At 61.9% G+C, this 17,437-nt stretch carries 13 protein-coding genes, 1 tRNA gene and 1 pseudogene; all 15 read right to left on the reverse strand.

Annotated features, from left to right (window positions below):
- Window positions 1-73 precede the first annotated feature (73 nt).
- Window positions 74-4,270, reverse strand: a pseudogene (rpoC, locus tag AC0L14_RS33400) (DNA-directed RNA polymerase subunit beta'); the annotation flags it as partial.
- A 130-nt stretch (window positions 4,271-4,400) separates the two neighbouring features.
- The gene (gene rpoB, locus AC0L14_RS33405; protein ID WP_473487414.1) at window positions 4,401-8,537 is read right to left on the reverse strand and encodes a DNA-directed RNA polymerase subunit beta; all 4,137 of its coding nucleotides are present in this window, start codon (window positions 8,535-8,537) and stop codon (window positions 4,401-4,403) included.
- Between the two features lie 252 nt (window positions 8,538-8,789).
- Entirely contained in the window at window positions 8,790-9,167 is a 378-nt protein-coding gene (rplL, locus tag AC0L14_RS33410; RefSeq protein WP_023680442.1) for a 50S ribosomal protein L7/L12, read from the reverse strand.
- A gap of 54 nt (window positions 9,168-9,221) precedes the next feature.
- Window positions 9,222-9,740, reverse strand: a complete 519-nt coding sequence (gene rplJ, locus AC0L14_RS33415; protein WP_023798119.1) for a 50S ribosomal protein L10 — start codon at window positions 9,738-9,740, stop codon at window positions 9,222-9,224.
- 414 nt (window positions 9,741-10,154) lie between these two features.
- Window positions 10,155-10,853, reverse strand: a complete 699-nt coding sequence (gene rplA / locus AC0L14_RS33420; protein WP_095494992.1) for a 50S ribosomal protein L1 — start codon at window positions 10,851-10,853, stop codon at window positions 10,155-10,157.
- 4 nt (window positions 10,854-10,857) lie between these two features.
- Window positions 10,858-11,286: a 50S ribosomal protein L11 gene (gene rplK / locus AC0L14_RS33425; RefSeq protein WP_029352163.1), complete on the reverse strand. Its 429-nt coding sequence runs from the start codon at window positions 11,284-11,286 to the stop codon at window positions 10,858-10,860.
- Window positions 11,287-11,457: 171 nt separating this feature from the next.
- Window positions 11,458-11,985 (reverse strand): transcription termination/antitermination protein NusG, encoded by a 528-nt coding sequence (gene nusG, locus AC0L14_RS33430; RefSeq protein WP_006333333.1) that lies wholly within the window; start codon window positions 11,983-11,985, stop codon window positions 11,458-11,460.
- A 27-nt stretch (window positions 11,986-12,012) separates the two neighbouring features.
- Window positions 12,013-12,216, reverse strand: a complete 204-nt coding sequence (gene secE, locus AC0L14_RS33435; RefSeq protein WP_013531408.1) for a preprotein translocase subunit SecE — start codon at window positions 12,214-12,216, stop codon at window positions 12,013-12,015.
- Window positions 12,217-12,587: 371 nt separating this feature from the next.
- A tRNA-Trp gene (locus AC0L14_RS33440) sits at window positions 12,588-12,663 on the reverse strand.
- A gap of 35 nt (window positions 12,664-12,698) precedes the next feature.
- A complete protein-coding gene (locus tag AC0L14_RS33445) occupies window positions 12,699-13,208 on the reverse strand; it encodes a metal-dependent hydrolase (RefSeq protein ID WP_473487413.1) in 510 nt (169 codons plus the stop codon).
- Window positions 13,209-13,310: 102 nt separating this feature from the next.
- Window positions 13,311-13,793, reverse strand: a complete 483-nt coding sequence (locus tag AC0L14_RS33450) for a group II truncated hemoglobin (protein ID WP_473752075.1) — start codon at window positions 13,791-13,793, stop codon at window positions 13,311-13,313.
- A 100-nt stretch (window positions 13,794-13,893) separates the two neighbouring features.
- On the reverse strand, window positions 13,894-15,561 hold the full coding sequence (locus AC0L14_RS33455) for a COG3904 family protein (RefSeq protein WP_473752076.1): 1,668 nt from the start codon (window positions 15,559-15,561) through the stop codon (window positions 13,894-13,896).
- Window positions 15,562-15,739: 178 nt separating this feature from the next.
- The gene (locus AC0L14_RS33460; RefSeq protein WP_473487410.1) at window positions 15,740-15,949 is read right to left on the reverse strand and encodes a hypothetical protein; all 210 of its coding nucleotides are present in this window, start codon (window positions 15,947-15,949) and stop codon (window positions 15,740-15,742) included.
- A gap of 21 nt (window positions 15,950-15,970) precedes the next feature.
- Window positions 15,971-17,134, reverse strand: a complete 1,164-nt coding sequence (locus AC0L14_RS33465; protein WP_473752077.1) for a COG3904 family protein — start codon at window positions 17,132-17,134, stop codon at window positions 15,971-15,973.
- A 227-nt stretch (window positions 17,135-17,361) separates the two neighbouring features.
- Window positions 17,362-17,437 (reverse strand): EF-Tu C-terminal domain-related protein (locus tag AC0L14_RS33470; RefSeq protein WP_454589835.1); only part of this gene is annotated, 76 nt, incomplete at its 5' end.

The following is a 17,437-nucleotide window of genomic DNA, read 5'->3' on the forward strand; positions in this document are numbered from 1 at the left end:
CCCCACCTCACCCACAAACACCCCCCCCGGGTGCCCCGCCGGGGTTGGTGGCCGGCCAGCTGACCCCCCGCGCTTCCGGGGGGGCGGAAGCCATGTCGGTCAGCATCTGATCGGCGACCTCGACGCCCGACGCCTTGCGGCGCTCGTCGATGATCAACTCGTCGCGCGAGGTGGCGATGCGCCGGATCTGGCTCATCGTGCCGCCGGTGCCGGCCGGGATCAGACGGCCGACGATGACGTTTTCCTTCAGCCCCTGCAGCATGTCGGTCTTGCCGGCAACCGCCGCTTCTGTCAGCACCCTGGTCGTCTCCTGGAAGGAGGCGGCCGAGATGAAGGACGGCGTCTGCAGCGAGGCCTTGGTGATGCCCAGGAGCACCGGCTGGCCTTCGGCCGGCTTCTTGCCGTCCTCGACCAGGCGCTCGTTGACCTCTTCCAGCTCGATCACGTCGACGTGGTCGCCCGGAATGTAGGTCGAGTCGCCCTGCGCAGTGATCTCGACCTTCTGCAGCATCTGGCGAACGATCACCTCGATGTGCTTGTCGTTGATCGACACGCCCTGCAGACGGTAGACCTCCTGGATCTCGTTGACGAGGTAGGACGCAAGCGCCTCCACGCCCTTGATCGCCAGGATGTCGTGCGGCGCCGGATTGCCGTCGAGGATGTAGTCGCCCTTCTCGATGACGTCGCCGTCCTGGAGATGGAACGGCTTGCCCTTCGGGATCAGGTATTCGACCGGCTCAAGCGTCGAGTCATGCGGTTCGATGATGATGCGGCGCTTGTTCTTGTAGTCGCGGCCGAAGCGGATCGTGCCGTCGATCTCGGCGATGATGGCGTGATCCTTCGGACGGCGTGCCTCGAACAGTTCGGCAACACGCGGCAGACCGCCGGTGATGTCCTTGGTCTTGGCGCTTTCCATCGGGATACGCGCCAGCACGTCGCCGGGGCGAACCTGTGCACCCGGCTCGACCGAAAGAATGGCCTCGACCGAGAGCAGGAAGCGGGCGTCGCCGCCCTTCGACAGTTTGCCGACCTTGCCCTTGGCGTCCTGGACCACGATCGCCGGCTTGAGGTCGTTGCCGCGTGGCGTCGAACGCCAGTCGATGACCTCGCGCTTGGTGATGCCGGTCGACTCGTCGGCCGTTTCCTGGACGGAAATGCCGTCGACCAGATCCTCGAACGCCACCTTGCCCTCGATTTCGGTGAGGACCGGGCGGGTATAGGGATCCCACTCGGCGATGCGCTGGCCGCGCTTCACCTTGTCGCCATCGTCCACGAAGATGCGCGAACCATAAGTAACACGGTGCGTGGCGCGCTCCTTGCCGGCTTCGTCGAGGATCAGCACCGCCATGTTGCGGCCCATGACCATCTGCTGGCCGTCGGAGTTGCGCACCACGTTGCGGTTGCGGATCTCGACCTTGCCCTCATACGAGGCTTCAAGGAACGACGAGTCCACCACCTGCGCCGTACCGCCCATGTGGAAGGTACGCATGGTGAGCTGGGTGCCCGGCTCGCCGATCGACTGCGCCGCGATGACGCCGACAGCCTCGCCCTGGTTGACCGGGGTGCCGCGGGCCAGATCGCGTCCGTAGCAGACCGCGCATACACCGACCCTGACATCGCAAGTCAGTGCCGAGCGAATGCGGACCGACTGGACGCCGGCCTGTTCGATCTGCTCGACGTCGCGTTCGTCCATCAGCGTTCCGGCCTTGACCAGAACCTCACCGGTGACCGGATGCGTGATATCGTCGAGCGCCGTGCGGCCGAGAACGCGCTGGCCGACGGAAGCGACGACCTGGCCGGCATCGACGATCGGCTGCATGGTGAGGCCCTTGTCGGTGCCGCAGTCGACGGAGTTGACGATGCAGTCCTGCGCCACGTCGACCAGACGACGGGTGAGGTAACCCGAATTCGCCGTCTTCAAGGCGGTGTCGGCCAGACCCTTGCGGGCGCCGTGGGTCGAGTTGAAGTACTCGAGCACGGTCAGGCCTTCCTTGAAGTTCGAGATGATCGGCGTCTCGATGATTTCACCGCTAGGCTTGGCCATCAGGCCGCGCATACCGGCAAGCTGGCGCATCTGGGTGGGCGAGCCGCGCGCACCGGAGTGCGACATCATGTAGATCGAGTTCATCGGCTTTTGACGGCCATTGTCCTCGAACTCGACCGCCTTGATGCGGGCCATCATCTCGTCGGCGACCTTTTCCGAGCACTTGGCCCAGGCGTCGACGACCTTGTTGTACTTCTCGCCCTGCGTGATCAGGCCGTCATTGTACTGCTGCTCGTATTCCTTGGCCAAAGCCTCGGTGTCGGAAACCAGCTTGATCTTGGCATCCGGGATCAGCATGTCGTCCTTGCCGAACGAAATGCCGGCGCGGCAGGCGTGGCTGAAGCCGAGGGCCATGATGCGATCGCAGAAAATGACCGTCTCCTTCTGACCGCAATGGCGATAGACGGTGTCGATCATCTTGGAGATGTTCTTCTTGGTCATCTCCTGGTTGGCGGTCTCATAAGGCACGTTGACGTTCTTCGGCAGAAGCTCGCCGATGATCATCCGGCCGGGCGTGGTGTCGTAGATCTTCGACACGACCTTGCCATCCGCATCGACCGTGCGGAAGCGGCCCTTGATCTTGGAGTGCAGCGTCACCGCCTTGGTCTCGAGTGCGTGCTGGAGTTCGCCCATGTCGGCAAACACCATGCCCTCGCCCGGCTCATTCTGGTTGACGATCGAGAGATAGTAGAGACCCAGAACCATATCCTGCGACGGCACGATGATCGGCGCGCCGGAAGCCGGGTGCAGGATGTTGTTGGTCGACATCATCAGCACGCGGGCTTCAAGCTGTGCTTCCAGCGACAGCGGTACGTGAACCGCCATCTGGTCGCCGTCGAAGTCGGCGTTGAAGGCCGTGCAGACCAGCGGGTGAAGCTGGATAGCCTTGCCTTCGATCAGGATCGGCTCGAACGCCTGGATGCCAAGGCGGTGCAGCGTCGGCGCACGGTTCAGAAGCACCGGATGCTCGCGGATGACCTCGTCGAGAATATCCCAGACCTCCGGACGCTCCTTCTCGACCAGCTTCTTCGCCTGCTTGACGGTCGAGGAATAACCCTTGGCGTCGAGACGGGCATAAATGAAGGGCTTGAACAGTTCGAGCGCCATCTTCTTCGGCAGGCCGCACTGGTGCAGCTTGAGCTCCGGACCGGTCACGATGACCGAGCGGCCGGAATAATCGACGCGCTTGCCGAGCAGGTTCTGGCGGAACCGGCCCTGCTTGCCCTTCAGCATGTCGGACAGCGACTTCAGCGGACGCTTGTTGGCGCCGGTGATGACGCGGCCGCGACGGCCGTTGTCGAACAGCGCGTCGACGGCTTCCTGCAGCATGCGCTTTTCATTGCGCACGATGATGCCGGGCGCACGCAGCTCGATCAGCCGCTTCAGGCGGTTGTTGCGGTTGATGACGCGGCGATAGAGATCGTTGAGATCCGATGTCGCGAAGCGGCCGCCGTCCAGCGGGACGAGCGGGCGCAGGTCCGGCGGGATCACCGGAACCACCTTCATGATCATCCATTCCGGACGGTTGCCGGACTCCATGAAGTTCTCGACGACCTTAAGCCGCTTCAGATACTTCTTCTGCTTCAGCTCGGACGTGGTCGAAGCCAGCTCCGAACGCAGATCGCCGGCGATCTTCTCCAGGTCCATGCCGGCCAGAAGATCGTGGATGGCCTCGGCGCCGATCATGGCGGTGAAGCTATCTTCGCCATATTCGTCGACAGCCATCATGTACTCTTCCTCGCTGAGGAGCTGGTGCTCCTTCAGCGCGGTGAGGCCAGGCTCGGTGACGATGTAGTTCTCGAAGTAGAGAACGCGCTCGATGTCCTTCAGCGTCATGTCGAGCAGCGTGCCGATACGCGACGGCAGCGACTTCAGGAACCAGATATGGGCGACGGGCGCGGCCAGCTCGATATGGCCCATGCGCTCGCGACGGACGCGCGACAGCGTGACTTCGACGCCGCACTTTTCGCAGATGACGCCCTTGTACTTCATGCGCTTGTACTTGCCGCACAGGCACTCGTAGTCCTTGATCGGACCGAAAATGCGCGCGCAGAACAGGCCGTCACGCTCCGGCTTGAAGGTGCGGTAGTTGATGGTCTCCGGCTTTTTGATCTCGCCGAACGACCAGGACAGAATCTTCTCAGGGCTGGCGAGCGAGATCCGGATGGAATCGAACACCTGCGCAGGCGCCTGGGGATTGAAGAGATTCATGACCTCTTGGTTCATGCCGTTCTCCTTTTCGGGGTCCTCGAAAACCCCTTGCATCTAGCGCGGGCCAAACGCCCGCCGACTTGATCGGCCATCGGCCGAAGAATTTGGTGCGTCCCGTCGCGGAAGCCGCGACCGGACGTCTTGCTCACTCGGCCGCGTCGGGCAGCCGAACCGGGTTGTCGTCCAGCTTGGTGTTCTCCAGCTCGACATTGAGGCCCAGAGACCGCATTTCCTTGACGAGAACGTTGAAGCTCTCGGGAATGCCGGCCTCGAACGTGTCGTCGCCTCTGACGATCGCTTCGTAGACCTTGGTGCGGCCGGCGACGTCGTCCGACTTCACCGTCAGCATCTCCTGCAACGTGTAGGCGGCGCCGTACGCTTCGAGCGCCCAGACCTCCATCTCGCCGAAGCGCTGGCCACCGAACTGCGCCTTGCCGCCCAGCGGCTGCTGAGTAACGAGCGAGTACGGCCCGATCGAACGCGCGTGGATCTTGTCGTCCACAAGGTGGTGAAGCTTGAGCATATATATGTAGCCCATCGTCACTTTGCGATCGAACGGCTCGCCGGTGCGTCCGTCATAGAGCTGCGACTGACCGCTGGTGTGCAGGCCCGCCTGCTCCAGCATGATGTTGATGTCGGCCTCGTGCGCGCCGTCGAACACCGGTGTCGCGATGGAGACCCCGCGGCGCATCTGTTCACTGAGGCGAACGACACTCTCGTCGTCATAGTCGCGGATCGGCTCGTTGCGGTCGTTGGCCGGCATGAAGCTTTCGAGCGTCTTGCGCAGCGGCTTGATGTCACCGGCCGTCTTGTAGGCGTCGATCAGATCGCCGATCTTCCTGCCCATTCCGGCGCAAGCCCAGCCCAGATGCGTTTCCAGGATCTGGCCGACATTCATGCGGCTCGGCACACCCAGCGGGTTGAGCACGATATCGGCATGCGTGCCGTCCTCGAGGAACGGCATGTCCTCGACCGGAACGATCCGCGACACGACACCCTTGTTGCCGTGCCGGCCGGCCATCTTGTCGCCAGGCTGCATCTTGCGCTTCACGGCCACGAAGACCTTGACCATCTTCATGACGCCGGGAGGCATCTCGTCGCCGCGCTGCACCTTCTCGACCTTGTCCATGAAGCGCTGTTCGAGCGCCTTCTTGGAATCGTCGTACTGGCCACGCAGGGCTTCCAGTTCACTCTGGAGCTTTTCGTTCTCCACCGCAAACTGCCACCACTGCGAACGCGGATACTCGTCGAGCGTGTCCTTCGACAGCTTCGAGCCTTTCTTGAAGCCCTTCGGCCCGGCAATCGCGTCCTTGCCGACGAGAACGTCGGACAGGCGCGAATAGACGTTGCGGTCGAGGATCGCCTGCTCGTCGTCGCGGTCTTTGGCGAGGCGTTCGATCTCCTCGCGTTCGATCGCCATGGCGCGCTCGTCCTTCTCCACACCGTGGCGGTTGAAGACGCGCACTTCGACGACGGTGCCGAAGGTTCCGGGCGGCATGCGCATGGAGGTGTCACGCACGTCCGATGCCTTTTCGCCGAAGATGGCGCGCAGAAGCTTTTCTTCCGGCGTCATCGGGCTTTCGCCCTTCGGTGTGATCTTGCCGACCAGGATGTCGCCCGGCTGCACTTCCGCACCGATATAGACGATGCCGGCCTCGTCGAGGTTTTTCAGCGCTTCTTCCGACACGTTGGGAATGTCGCGCGTGATCTCCTCCGGGCCGAGCTTGGTGTCGCGCGCCATGACCTCGAACTCCTCGATATGGATCGAGGTGAAGACGTCGTCGGCGACGATGCGCTCGGACAAGAGGATCGAGTCCTCGTAGTTGTAGCCGTTCCACGGCATGAACGCGACCAGCACGTTGCGGCCGAGCGCCAGATCGCCGAGTTCGGTCGACGGACCGTCGGCGATGATGTCGCCCTTGTTGACCCGGTCACCCATGCGCACCAGCGGACGCTGGTTGATGCAGGTGTTCTGGTTCGAACGCTGGAACTTCATCAGCCGGTAGATGTCGACGCCGGACTTGCCGGGATCGAGATCTTCCGTGGCACGGATGACGATACGCGTCGCGTCCACCTGGTCGACGATGCCGCCGCGGCGGGCGCCGATGGCGGCGCCCGAGTCACGGGCGACGATCGGCTCCATGCCGGTGCCGACAAACGGCGCTTCGGCGCGCACCAGCGGCACGGCCTGACGCTGCATGTTCGAGCCCATCAGCGCGCGGTTGGCGTCGTCGTTCTCGAGGAACGGGATCAGGGCCGCGGCCACCGAGACCATCTGCTTCGGCGATACGTCCATCAGATCGACGTTTTCGCGCGGCGCCATCATCACTTCGCCGGCATTGCGGCAAATGACGAATTCGTCGACGAAACCACCATTCTTGTCGAGCTCGGCATTGGCCTGCGCGACGTGGTGCTTGGCCTCTTCCATCGCCGACAGATAGACGACCTCATTGGTCAGCTTGCCGTTGACGATCTTGCGGTACGGGCTCTCGATGAAGCCGTACTTGTTGACGCGCGCGAAGGTGGCCAGCGAGTTGATCAGGCCGATGTTCGGGCCTTCCGGCGTCTCGATCGGGCAGATGCGGCCGTAATGCGTCGGGTGCACGTCGCGCACCTCGAAGCCGGCGCGCTCGCGGGTCAGACCACCGGGTCCAAGCGCAGAGAGACGGCGCTTGTGGGTGATCTCCGACAGCGGGTTGGTCTGGTCCATGAACTGCGACAGCTGCGAGGAACCGAAGAACTCGCGCACGGCGGCAGCCGCCGGCTTGGCGTTGATCAGGTCCTGCGGCATCACCGTGTCAATCTCGATCGAGGACATGCGCTCCTTGATCGCGCGCTCCATGCGCAGCAGGCCGACGCGGTACTGGTTCTCCATCAGCTCGCCGACCGAACGCACGCGGCGATTGCCGAGATTGTCGATGTCGTCGATCTCGCCCTTGCCGTCACGCAGTTCGACCAGCGTCTTGACCACGGCCAGGATGTCGTCCTTGCGCAACACGCGCACGGTATCCTCGGCCTTGAGCTCGAGGCGCATGTTCATCTTGACGCGGCCGACGGCCGACAGATCATAGCGCTCGCTGTCGAAGAACAGCGAGTTGAACATGGCTTCGGCGGTTTCGAGCGTCGGCGGCTCGCCGGGGCGCATAACGCGGTAGATGTCGAACAGCGCGTCCTGGCGGCTCTCGTTCTTGTCGACGTTGAGCGTGTTGCGGATATAGGCGCCGACATTGACGTGGTCGATGTCGAGAACCTTGATCTCGTCATCGCCGGCGCTGAGAAGCACCTTCAGCGTCTTTTCATCGATCTCGTCGCCGGCTTCGAGGAAAATCTCGCCGGTCGCGTAGTTGACGATGTCCTCGGCAAGGTAGTTGCCGAGCAGATCCTCGTCGGTCGCCTTGATCGCTTTGAGACCCTTTTCGCCGAGCTGGCGAGCCTGGCGGGCAGTGATCTTCTTGCCGGCTTCGACGACGACCTCATTGGTGTCTGCATCGACCAGGTCGCCAACCGCCTTGAGGCCGCGGAAACGCTCGACGTTGAACGGGATGCGCCAATGGTCGCCAGCGCGCTTGTAGGTGATCTTGTTGTAGAAGGTCGACAGGATCTCCTCGCCGTCCATGCCGAGCGCCATCAACAGCGACGACACCGGAATCTTGCGGCGGCGGTCGATGCGGGCGTGCACGACGTCCTTCGAGTCGAACTCGATGTCGAGCCACGAGCCGCGATAGGGGATGACCCGCGCGGCAAACAGCAGCTTGCCGGACGAATGCGACTTGCCCTTGTCATGGTCGAAGAAGACGCCCGGCGAACGGTGCATCTGCGAGACGATGACACGCTCGGTGCCGTTGACGATGAAAGTGCCGTTCAAGGTCATGAGCGGCATGTCGCCCATGTAGACGTCCTGCTCCTTGATGTCCTTGATCGACTTGGCGCCGGTATCCTCGTCGATATCGAACACGATGAGGCGCAGCGTCACCTTGAGTGGCGCGGCATAGGTCAGGTCGCGCTGACGGCATTCGTCAACATCGAATTTCGGTGCTTCGAACTCGTACTTCACGAATTCCAGCATCGAGGAGCCGGAAAAGTCGGAAATCGGGAACACCGATTTGAAAACCGCCTGCAGTCCCTCGTCAGGACGCCCGCCCTTGGGCTCCTCGACCATCAGGAACTGGTCATAGGATGCCTTCTGAACCTCGATCAGGTTCGGCATCTCCGCAACTTCTGGAATCTTTCCGAAGAATTTGCGTACGCGTCTGCGGCCATTGAAAGTTTGTGTCTGGGCCATCGTCGCTCCTTAGCTCGATTCTCGGGGCGAGCCTCGCCGCGGCTCGCCTTGCATTCTCGGCCACCTCGGCGGCGGCCTTTATTTGTTCACCCGCCACCTGTCGGTGGCCGGCCAAAACGGGAGAAAACCCGTTTCCTGAAGGCCGGTTCACGGCCCTCAGGAAAGAGGTTTTCGTACTCTTCGCGTTACGCAGCCTCCCTTCGCGCCAAGGGAGTGGCGGACGGCGCGAAGCCGCCCGCCGATATCAAACGCTTACTTCAGTTCGACCTTGGCGCCGGCTGCTTCCAGCTGGGCCTTGAACTTGTCCGCGTCGGCCTTGGAAACAGCTTCCTTGACCGGCTTCGGAGCCGCCTCGACCAGGTCCTTGGCTTCCTTGAGGCCAAGACCAGTGATGGCGCGAACTTCCTTGATGACGTTGATCTTCTGAGCGCCCGCCTCGGTGAGGACGACGTCGAATTCCGTCTTTTCCTCGACCGGAGCAGCAGCAGCCGCGGCACCGCCAGCGGCGGCAACCGCCACCGGAGCAGCAGCGGAAACGCCCCACTTTTCTTCCAGAAGCTTCGACAGCTCGGCCGCCTCGAGGACGGTCAGCTTCGAAAGGTCGTCTACGATCTTTGCCAGATCAGCCATTGCAATATTCCTTCATAAGGTTCGAACGTGTGTTTGTGATAGCGAGGAACGGCCTCATGCCGCCTCGTCCTTCCGGGCGTAAGCGCCGATGACACGCGCGACCGAAGCCGCAGGCGCATTGACGATCTGGGCGATCCGGGTTGCCGGCGTGGCGATCATGCCAACCAGCCTAGCGCGCAGCTCATCGAGCGACGGAAGTGTGGCGAGTGCCTTCACACCGTCGGCGTTGAGCGAGGTGGTGCCCATTGCGCCGCCGAGAATGACGAGCTTGTCATTTCCCTTGGCGAAATCGGACGCGACCTTCGGCGCCGCAATCGGATCCTCCGAATAGGCGATCAGCGTCTGTCCCTTGAACAGGTCGATGATCGATGCGGAGTCCGTGCCCTGAAGAGCGATTTTGGCGAGACGGTTCTTCGCGACTTTGACGGTGCCACCGGCGACACGCATTTTCGACCGAAGGTCGTTCATTTGCGCGACGGTGATACCGGCGTAGTGGGCCACGACGACTGAACCAGCGCCCGAAAACGCTTCATTCAGGCCCGTGACGAGTTCGCGTTTTTCCGCTCTGTCCACTGCCTATCTCCAGTTGACCCCAATCCTGTTAACGGGAACATTCCCATTACGAGGACAGGCGTCGGGTTGCCTTTTTGCCGGTCGGGCCATCCAGTAACGGATCTCCCGAACGACGCTCGAGGATCCTGCCCCCTTTCGCCACACCAGCCGGCAAGCCGAATGGTGCGCAGACAAAAGGCAAACACGGTTCGAACCTTTCATTGGAGCAGTCGCTCCGTTGTCCGGTCTTCACCCGTCTCATGCAGGCCCACATGAATTAAGGCCCCCCTTGAACTAAGGCTTGGGGCCGCCCGCAATCTCGGACAGGATGTCCGGAAGCCTTCCGACTTCCGGTACCGGGCCGCCAAGATAAGTCGGAGGCCCGGAATTCTGTTTGCGGATCAGCCCTTTAGCGGCCGATCCAAATAGTTCGTATCAGGACGCCGCCAGCGTCGAGACGTCGAGCTTGAGGCCCGGGCCCATCGTCGAGGTGACCGACACCTTCTTGACGTAGTTGCCCTTGGCACCAGCCGGCTTGGCCCTGTTCACCGCGTCGGCGAAGGCGCGGACGTTCTCTTCCAGCGCCTTGACGTCGAACGAGATCTTGCCGACGCCGCCATGAACGATGCCGGCCTTCTCGACGCGGAACTCGACCGCGCCGCCCTTCGACGCCTTGACGGCGGCGGTAACGTCGGTGGTGACAGTGCCGACCTTCGGGTTCGGCATCATGCCGCGCGGGCCGAGCACCTTGCCCAGACGGCCGACCAGCGGCATCATATCCGGCGTGGCGATGCAGCGATCGAAGTCGATCGTGCCCTTCTGGACGATGTCGACCAGATCCTCGGCGCCAACGATATCGGCGCCGGCCGCCTTGGCTTCCTCGGCCTTGTCGCCACGCGCGAAAACGGCGACGCGGACGGTACGGCCGGTGCCGTTCGGCAGATTAACCACGCCACGGACCATCTGGTCGGCATGGCGCGGGTCGACACCCAGGTTCATCGCGATTTCAACGGTCTCGTCGAACTTCACCGAGGACCGGTCCTTGAGCAGCTTCAGGGCATCACCCAAGGCATAGGCCTTGTTGGGATCGATGCCTTCGCGGGTCTTCGATACACGCTTTGCAATCTTTGCCATGATCTCAGCCCACCACTTCCAGACCCATCGAGCGGGCGGAGCCCTCGACCATGCGCATGGCCCCCTCGATATCGGTCGCGTTCAGATCCTTCATCTTCTGCTCGGCGATGGCGCGCACCTTGTCGCGGCCAATCGTGCCGGCCTTGACCTTGCCCGGCTCCTTCGAGCCCGACTTCAGGTTCGCGGCCTTCTTCAGGAAGTAGCTCACCGGTGGCGTCTTCATGACGAAGGTGAACGACTTGTCCTGGTAGTACGTGATGACGACCGGAATCGGCGATCCCTTTTCCATTTCCTGGGTCTGCGCGTTGAACGCCTTGCAGAACTCCATGATGTTGATGCCGCGCTGACCAAGCGCCGGTCCGATCGGGGGCGACGGCGTCGCCGAGCCCGCGGAAACCTGGAGCTTGAGCTGGCCTGCAATTTTCTTAGCCATCTCTTTCCTGCCTTTATCTCATGCCGGCCCCACTATCTGGGCAACACCGGCGGTTGCAGTCTGGTGGTGCGGTTCCTGCGGCCGGCTAAAGCCGCATTCGCCTCCCACCCGTTTTGGCCGCGATTTCCACGCCGCCCCCCTCACCGCCGCATGGGCGACAAGGATTTCGGATCAGCCTTTTTCGACCTGTCCGAATTCGAGATCGACCGGCACGGCGCGCCCGAAGATCGAAACTTCCACCTTGAGCCGCGCCCGCTCCTCGTCCACTTCCTGGACAAAACCGTTGAACGACGCGAACGGACCGTCCGAGACGCGGATCGCCTCGCCGATCTCGAAAGTGACCGACGGCTTCGGCCGCTCGACGCCTTCCTGCACTTGGTTCAGGATGCGCTGCGCCTCGGCCTCGGTGATCGGAACCGGCTTCGAGTCACCCAGAAAGCCGGTGACCTTCGGCGTGTTCTTCACCAGCGAGAACACCGCGTCGGTCAGGTTGGCCTTCAGGAGCACGTAGCCCGGGAAGAACTTGCGCTCGGCATCGACCTTGCGGCCGCGGCGTATCTCGACGACCTTCTCGGTCGGCACCACGATCTGCTCGATGTCAGCGGACAGGCCCTTCTGCTTGGCCTTGTTCTCGATGTCCTCGGCGACCTTTTTTTCAAAGTTCGAATAGGCGTGGACGATGTACCACCGCGCAGTCATCTCAAGACTTCTCCGTAATCGCCGGACTTAGCGTCCAATGCCCAGAATCTGCTCGACCGCGAGGCCCATGAGCTGATCGGCAGTAAAGAAAAAGATCATCGCGATCACAGCGAACGCCAGAACCATTACCGTCGAGATCATCGTTTCGCGCCGCGACGGCCAAGTCACCTTGGCGGTCTCCGCGCGAACCTGCTGGAGAAAGACGAAAGGATTTGTGGTTTTCGAAGCCATGTGCCGCCTGTCTGCGAGACCCGTTGACCGGATCTCCTGGATGATCCCGCTGGCCGGGATGTGCCGCCTGAGCCTGTGTTCGCGCCGAATCAGCGCAATCATTTCGCCCATGCAAATCGGACGCGTAAAGCCGGATTCCCAGCTCCACGCGTCGCGTGTCTGTTTCGTCTACATAAAACCGATTCTTGATCCACGCAAGTGGCAAGTGTCCGCTTTATGACAAACGCCGCATCGGAACCATCCAGTCGTCCCGTCCCGGCTATGGGCGCTCTTATGCCTCAAAACAGCCTATATGGCAAGCCACCGCGCGATTTTCAAAAGGCCGATGCGTAGAAGATCAGACATTTTCATGAATTGGCCATTTCGAAAAATGGCACGGGCAGCAGGGCTCGAACCTACGACCTGCGGTTTTGGAGACCGCCGCTCTACCAACTGAGCTATGCCCGTATCGCGCGCTGCTATTTCATAAAGCGGACAAGAACTCAAGTCGAGTTTTTAGGCGTGGCCGCGACGAGCTGCGATCGTCGAAATCCGAGGGCCAGCGCCCAGGCGCATATGAGAAGTTCGAGAGCAAAAGTCCAGTGCAGCATGAAGCTCATGACCCAATTGCGGTACATGGCCGGAACCGTGACGAGTTCGAGCGCATGCCGGTCGAACGGCATTAGCCACATTATAGGCGAGGCCACGCTGTCCAGGATCATATGCATCATTGCGGCGGCAAAGAAGGCGCCGACTGGGGCCAGATATCGCTGATCACGCCATCTCGCGAGCGACAATGCCACAAGGCCGGCCGCTGCCCAGAAGAGCGGCCAATGCGTGATGTAGGCGTGGTGATGGGTCTGGCGGCCATCGACAAAATGGAAGTAGAGCATGTCGATATCCGGGAAGACGCTGCCGAGCATAGCCGCCGCCATGATCCCCGATCTGCCGGGCCAACGGTTTCGCGCGAAAGTACCGAGTATGTAGCCAGCCGGAAGATGAGCGATCAGCATCACCAAACCTCGTTCATTGCCGAATCGCTCGAACGTCGCGGCATATTGTGGCGCATTCAGGAAGGGTCACCCCGCTTCGCCCCAAGCGGGCTAGCGAGAGGGCTATTTCGCGCTCGGCGGCTTGTACGGTCCGCCGGGCACGCCCCAGCCCCAGGCCGGCATCGGTTCCGTCTCCGGGTCGCAGGTCTCGCCAAGGTTGGAGTTCATCTTCGCCAGCCGCGACCCCCATTCGACATAGGCAGTGAAAGCCGAGCGGAACTCCGGATCGTCCGGCAACCCGACTTCATCGGCGGCATCAGCGAGCAGATTGATCCAGCGGCGGCGCTGTTCCTCGCTCAGATGCTTGCCGAGATGGTGCATCACCATCTCGCGGTGGCCGCCATGCTCTTCGCTGTAGGTCTTCGGTCCGCCAAAGACCTCGCCGATGAAGGCCGCGACATGGGCAGGATGGTCCGGCGACATGTTTTTGAACACCGGGCCGACGATCGGATCCTGAAACACCTTGCCGTAGAAGGTTTGGGTCAGGCGGTTCAGCGCTTCGGTGCCGCCGACCCATTCGAACAATGTCGGGACGTCCTCGTTCATCAGCGATCCTCGATTGCAGCTGACAGCGACGATAGCGGAACGATCGTGCGGAGCTCAACCTGCCTCGATGGCCAGTCTGGCCGGCTGCGGTGTCTGCACCTTACAACTTGACCGGCGCGTCGGCCTGAACCTCGGACGTCGACACCACGCGGCAATTCTCCGGCATTGGCTCCGATTTGCAGATGGTCGGACCGGTAAACTCATCTGCCGATTCAAGCCCGGTCGTCAGCCCGACTTTCAGCATCATCTCGGGTTCGAGCTGCCGATGGCGCGAGGCCGGCACCGACCGCATCGCCACCAGCAGGCCGGGTCCGACTGCCATGTCTTTGAGATAGGTTTTGACCCGCTGCTCCAACCCCATCGAATGCACGGTCAACTGCGCGCGCGGACCGACAAGGCGTCTGACACCGCCGGCAAGCATGATCGGACAGGCCGCGCCACATTCGCCGCTCGCATCGATCGTGAGCCCGACATAGACGCCATCCTCGGCGGTGCAATCCGCCTTGTCCGGCTCGCATCCAATGAAGTCCGTCCGCGCAACCGCCACGTCGAGCTTGCGTTCTCGAATCAGCCTTCCGGCGGCCAGAGCACCGAGCACGTCACCTCCCGGCGAGTTGATCACCACGGGCAGTCGCCGATCACCGATCGTGTCCAGCAGTTGGCGCAACCGTTCCGGCGTTTGAGCGCTAATCATGCCTTCAGCGGAGATCCATTCGGGACAGTTGGGATCGCAGAGAAAACTTCTGCCTCGAACCAGAACGAAGCGCATATCGCCAACATCGGCCCGGTGCACGGTTTCGGGTTCGAGCGACGCGGCGGGAGCGGGCTTGGCGTACGCCACCACGTCGCCGGCCGGCGCCGGTATTTCTCTACAGTTCGCGGCCACCGGATCGGTGTCGCATAGGGTTACCGCGGTCAGCAGGTCGACGGCATCCAGGCTGGTAACCAGCTTCGTCTGCAGCATGTCGTAGGGGGTCAGTTGCTGAATGGTGCTGGCCGGCGTGTTCTTCATCGTCTCGAGCACGGCCTGGCCGACGCCCATTTCGTTCAGATAGGCCGCCAGTCTTTTCTCCACCGACTTGCTCATCTCGTAGGTCTTGTAGCTGCCGGCGTTCTTGCGGCCGACGACCTTCTTGCTGAGGATCTTCTTCTTGCCTCTCACCACGCGATAGGTGGTCCGGTACTGCAATTTCGTCCGGATGTAGGTCGTGGTGATTTGATGGACGCCGAGATAGGCCCATTGACCGACGACGCGCCTGATGCCGCCGGCAAACATCAGCGGACAAGCGGAATTGCAAATCGCGCCGTCGGCATAGGCATTGCCGAAATAGCGAGCGCCTTTCCCGTCTTTTTCCTTGCAATCCTTGGCATCGGGCTGGCAACCGGTGAACCCGGTTTTGCCGACCGCAATATCGAGCTTGTTCTTGCGGATCAGCCGGCCAAGCGCCAGCGCCGCTTCGACGTTACCGCCGGGAGAATCCACGACAACGGGCAGTTTTCGGCCACCAAGCCCCTTGAGTGTGCGTTTGAACAGGGCCGGCGTGCCGGCTTCTATCGAGCCTTCAGCCGATATCCATTCCGGGCAGGTCGGTTCGCAACCAGGCGCGCTGCTGCGGACGACGACAAACCGCATCGTCGGGCCAAGATCCGGCGCGGATTTTTTGGTGTTCGCCGCGAAGGCAGCGTGTTCCATGACTAGGAACGATGCCAGGCAGATCACCCCAAGCATCCACCATGTCTGGCCATTCAGACGGTGCCATAGAACCATTCGGGCAAGCCCCCGCAATGCAAGCTATACTAGTTCAGCTTTGAAGGCTTGCAACAGGGTTTTGCGACGCCGCAGGCGCCGGCTGTAACCAAAAAAGCAAGACGGGCGGCTCGAAGACCGCCCTTTCGCATCGGATATCGGCCGGCAACGCCGGCCCCGATTATTGGCCGGCGCGAAGCTACAGCTCCGGGGGCGCCGCGGCCTCGGCGTTGGCTGACGGCGTGACCCTGCAATTGTCGGGCTTCGGCAGCGACTTGCAGATGGTGTCGCCGGTCAGTTCGTCCACCGATTGAGGACCCGTCGTCAGCCCGAGCTGCAGCATCGCGTCGGGTTCGAGTTGGGCAGCCCGAGGACCGCCCTTTTCTGTCTCGATCTCCGGCTGGCGCAACCAGTCGCATACCCCGGCTGATCATGGCTTCATATCCGATGATGTGTACGGGCCACTCGCCACGCCCCAACGCCAAGCCGGCATTGGTTCCATCTCAGGATCACAGGTGGAGCTCGCCCCAGCTACCCGCGATCCCCCTCCGATGCATGCTATGAGGGTTTGCGGGGGATTGCCGTACGACCCTTCGTCGCCGGCATTGGTCGCCTGCGTGGCCGGCTGAGAAATTAGGACTTGAGCCGGTTGAGAAGGTCCGGCCTTCGCCTCGATCGCTGCCGCCTCGGGCGGCTTGGCATTCGCAGGGATCTCTCTGCAGTTCGCCGGCGCAGGACTCCGCCGGCATTTGCCCGCCCGCGTAAGTATGTCGAGGGAGTCCCTGCTGGTGACCAGCTTCATGGTCAGCATGTCGTCGAGGGCGATCTGCCGGATATCACTGGCGGGCGTGGCCTTCATTACGTCAAGAACGCCCCGGCCGACGCCCATCTCCCTGAGATAGGCCGACAGCCTCCTCTCAAGCGCCTTGCTCATCTCATAGGTCTTGTAGCCGACATTGTCTTGAGTGACGGTTTCTGTGGTGACCTTGTATTTTTTGCCCCGCACAACCCGATAGGTGGTTCGATATTGCCGTGTGGTGCGGAAATGGGTCGTAGTGATCTGATGGACGCCTAGATGGGCCCAACCGCCGACCACGCGTCCGACGCCTCCGGCAAACATCAGCGGACATGCGGAGTTGCACATGGCACCACCGTCGGACGCAATGCCGAAATATGCAGCGCCCTTGCCGTCATTGGCTTGGCAGTCCTTCATCCCCGGCCAACAATCGGAAAACCTGGTTGTACCGACGGCGATATCGAGCTTGTTTTTGCGGATTATTCGACCAAGCTGGAGCGCAGCATCGACATTGCCGCCCGGGGAATTGACGATGATCGGCAGTTTTCGGCGGCCGAGCGTCTTCAATATACGCTTGAGTTTAGCTGGGGTGCCGGCCTCGATTGCGCCTTCTGCCGAAATCCATTCCGGACAATTAGGCTCGCAACCGGTCGCATTGCTGCGCACGACGACGAGTTGCATCTCCGAAAAACCATCTGACGAACTGCCCGGAAGGTACCATGACTTCGGATCCCATGTCTTCGGATCGGAGACATCCTCGGCCTTCGCAGCGAAGCCAGCCATCGCCATGGCGACCACCAGCGCACCGCGCCACCACCGTGCCATACTGTCTGAACGGCGTCCCGGAACCACGTTTGGCAAAAGCCCCCTCGATGCAACCTATACTAGTTGACATGGCGGGGCTTGCAACAGCTTTCGAAATTACGGCGTGCCCGCTTCAACGAGGCCGCCACGCAAGGCTTCAACGAAGAAAGGGCGGCCCGAAAACCGCCCTTCCCTGTCGATCCGGCGGATGCCGGCGTCGATTACTCTTTGATGGTGACGACGATGCCGGCACCGACGGTGCGGCCGCCTTCACGGATGGCGAAGCGCAGCTTCTCT

This window comes from Mesorhizobium sp. WSM4841, assembly GCF_055811515.1.

Coding starts and splice junctions, on each gene's coding strand:
- AC0L14_RS33455 (WP_473752076.1), bottom strand. CDS start 15,561: ATGGTTCTATGGCACCGTCTGAATGGCCAGACATGGTGGATGCTTGGG.
- AC0L14_RS33445 (WP_473487413.1), bottom strand. CDS start 13,208: ATGCTGATCGCTCATCTTCCGGCTGGCTACATACTCGGTACTTTCGCG.
- nusG (WP_006333333.1), bottom strand. CDS start 11,985: ATGACTGCGCGGTGGTACATCGTCCACGCCTATTCGAACTTTGAAAAA.
- secE (WP_013531408.1), bottom strand. CDS start 12,216: ATGGCTTCGAAAACCACAAATCCTTTCGTCTTTCTCCAGCAGGTTCGC.
- rplA (WP_095494992.1), bottom strand. CDS start 10,853: ATGGCAAAGATTGCAAAGCGTGTATCGAAGACCCGCGAAGGCATCGAT.
- AC0L14_RS33450 (WP_473752075.1), bottom strand. CDS start 13,793: ATGAACGAGGACGTCCCGACATTGTTCGAATGGGTCGGCGGCACCGAA.
- rplK (WP_029352163.1), bottom strand. CDS start 11,286: ATGGCTAAGAAAATTGCAGGCCAGCTCAAGCTCCAGGTTTCCGCGGGC.
- rplL (WP_023680442.1), bottom strand. CDS start 9,167: ATGGCTGATCTGGCAAAGATCGTAGACGACCTTTCGAAGCTGACCGTC.
- rpoB (WP_473487414.1), bottom strand. CDS start 8,537: ATGGCCCAGACACAAACTTTCAATGGCCGCAGACGCGTACGCAAATTC.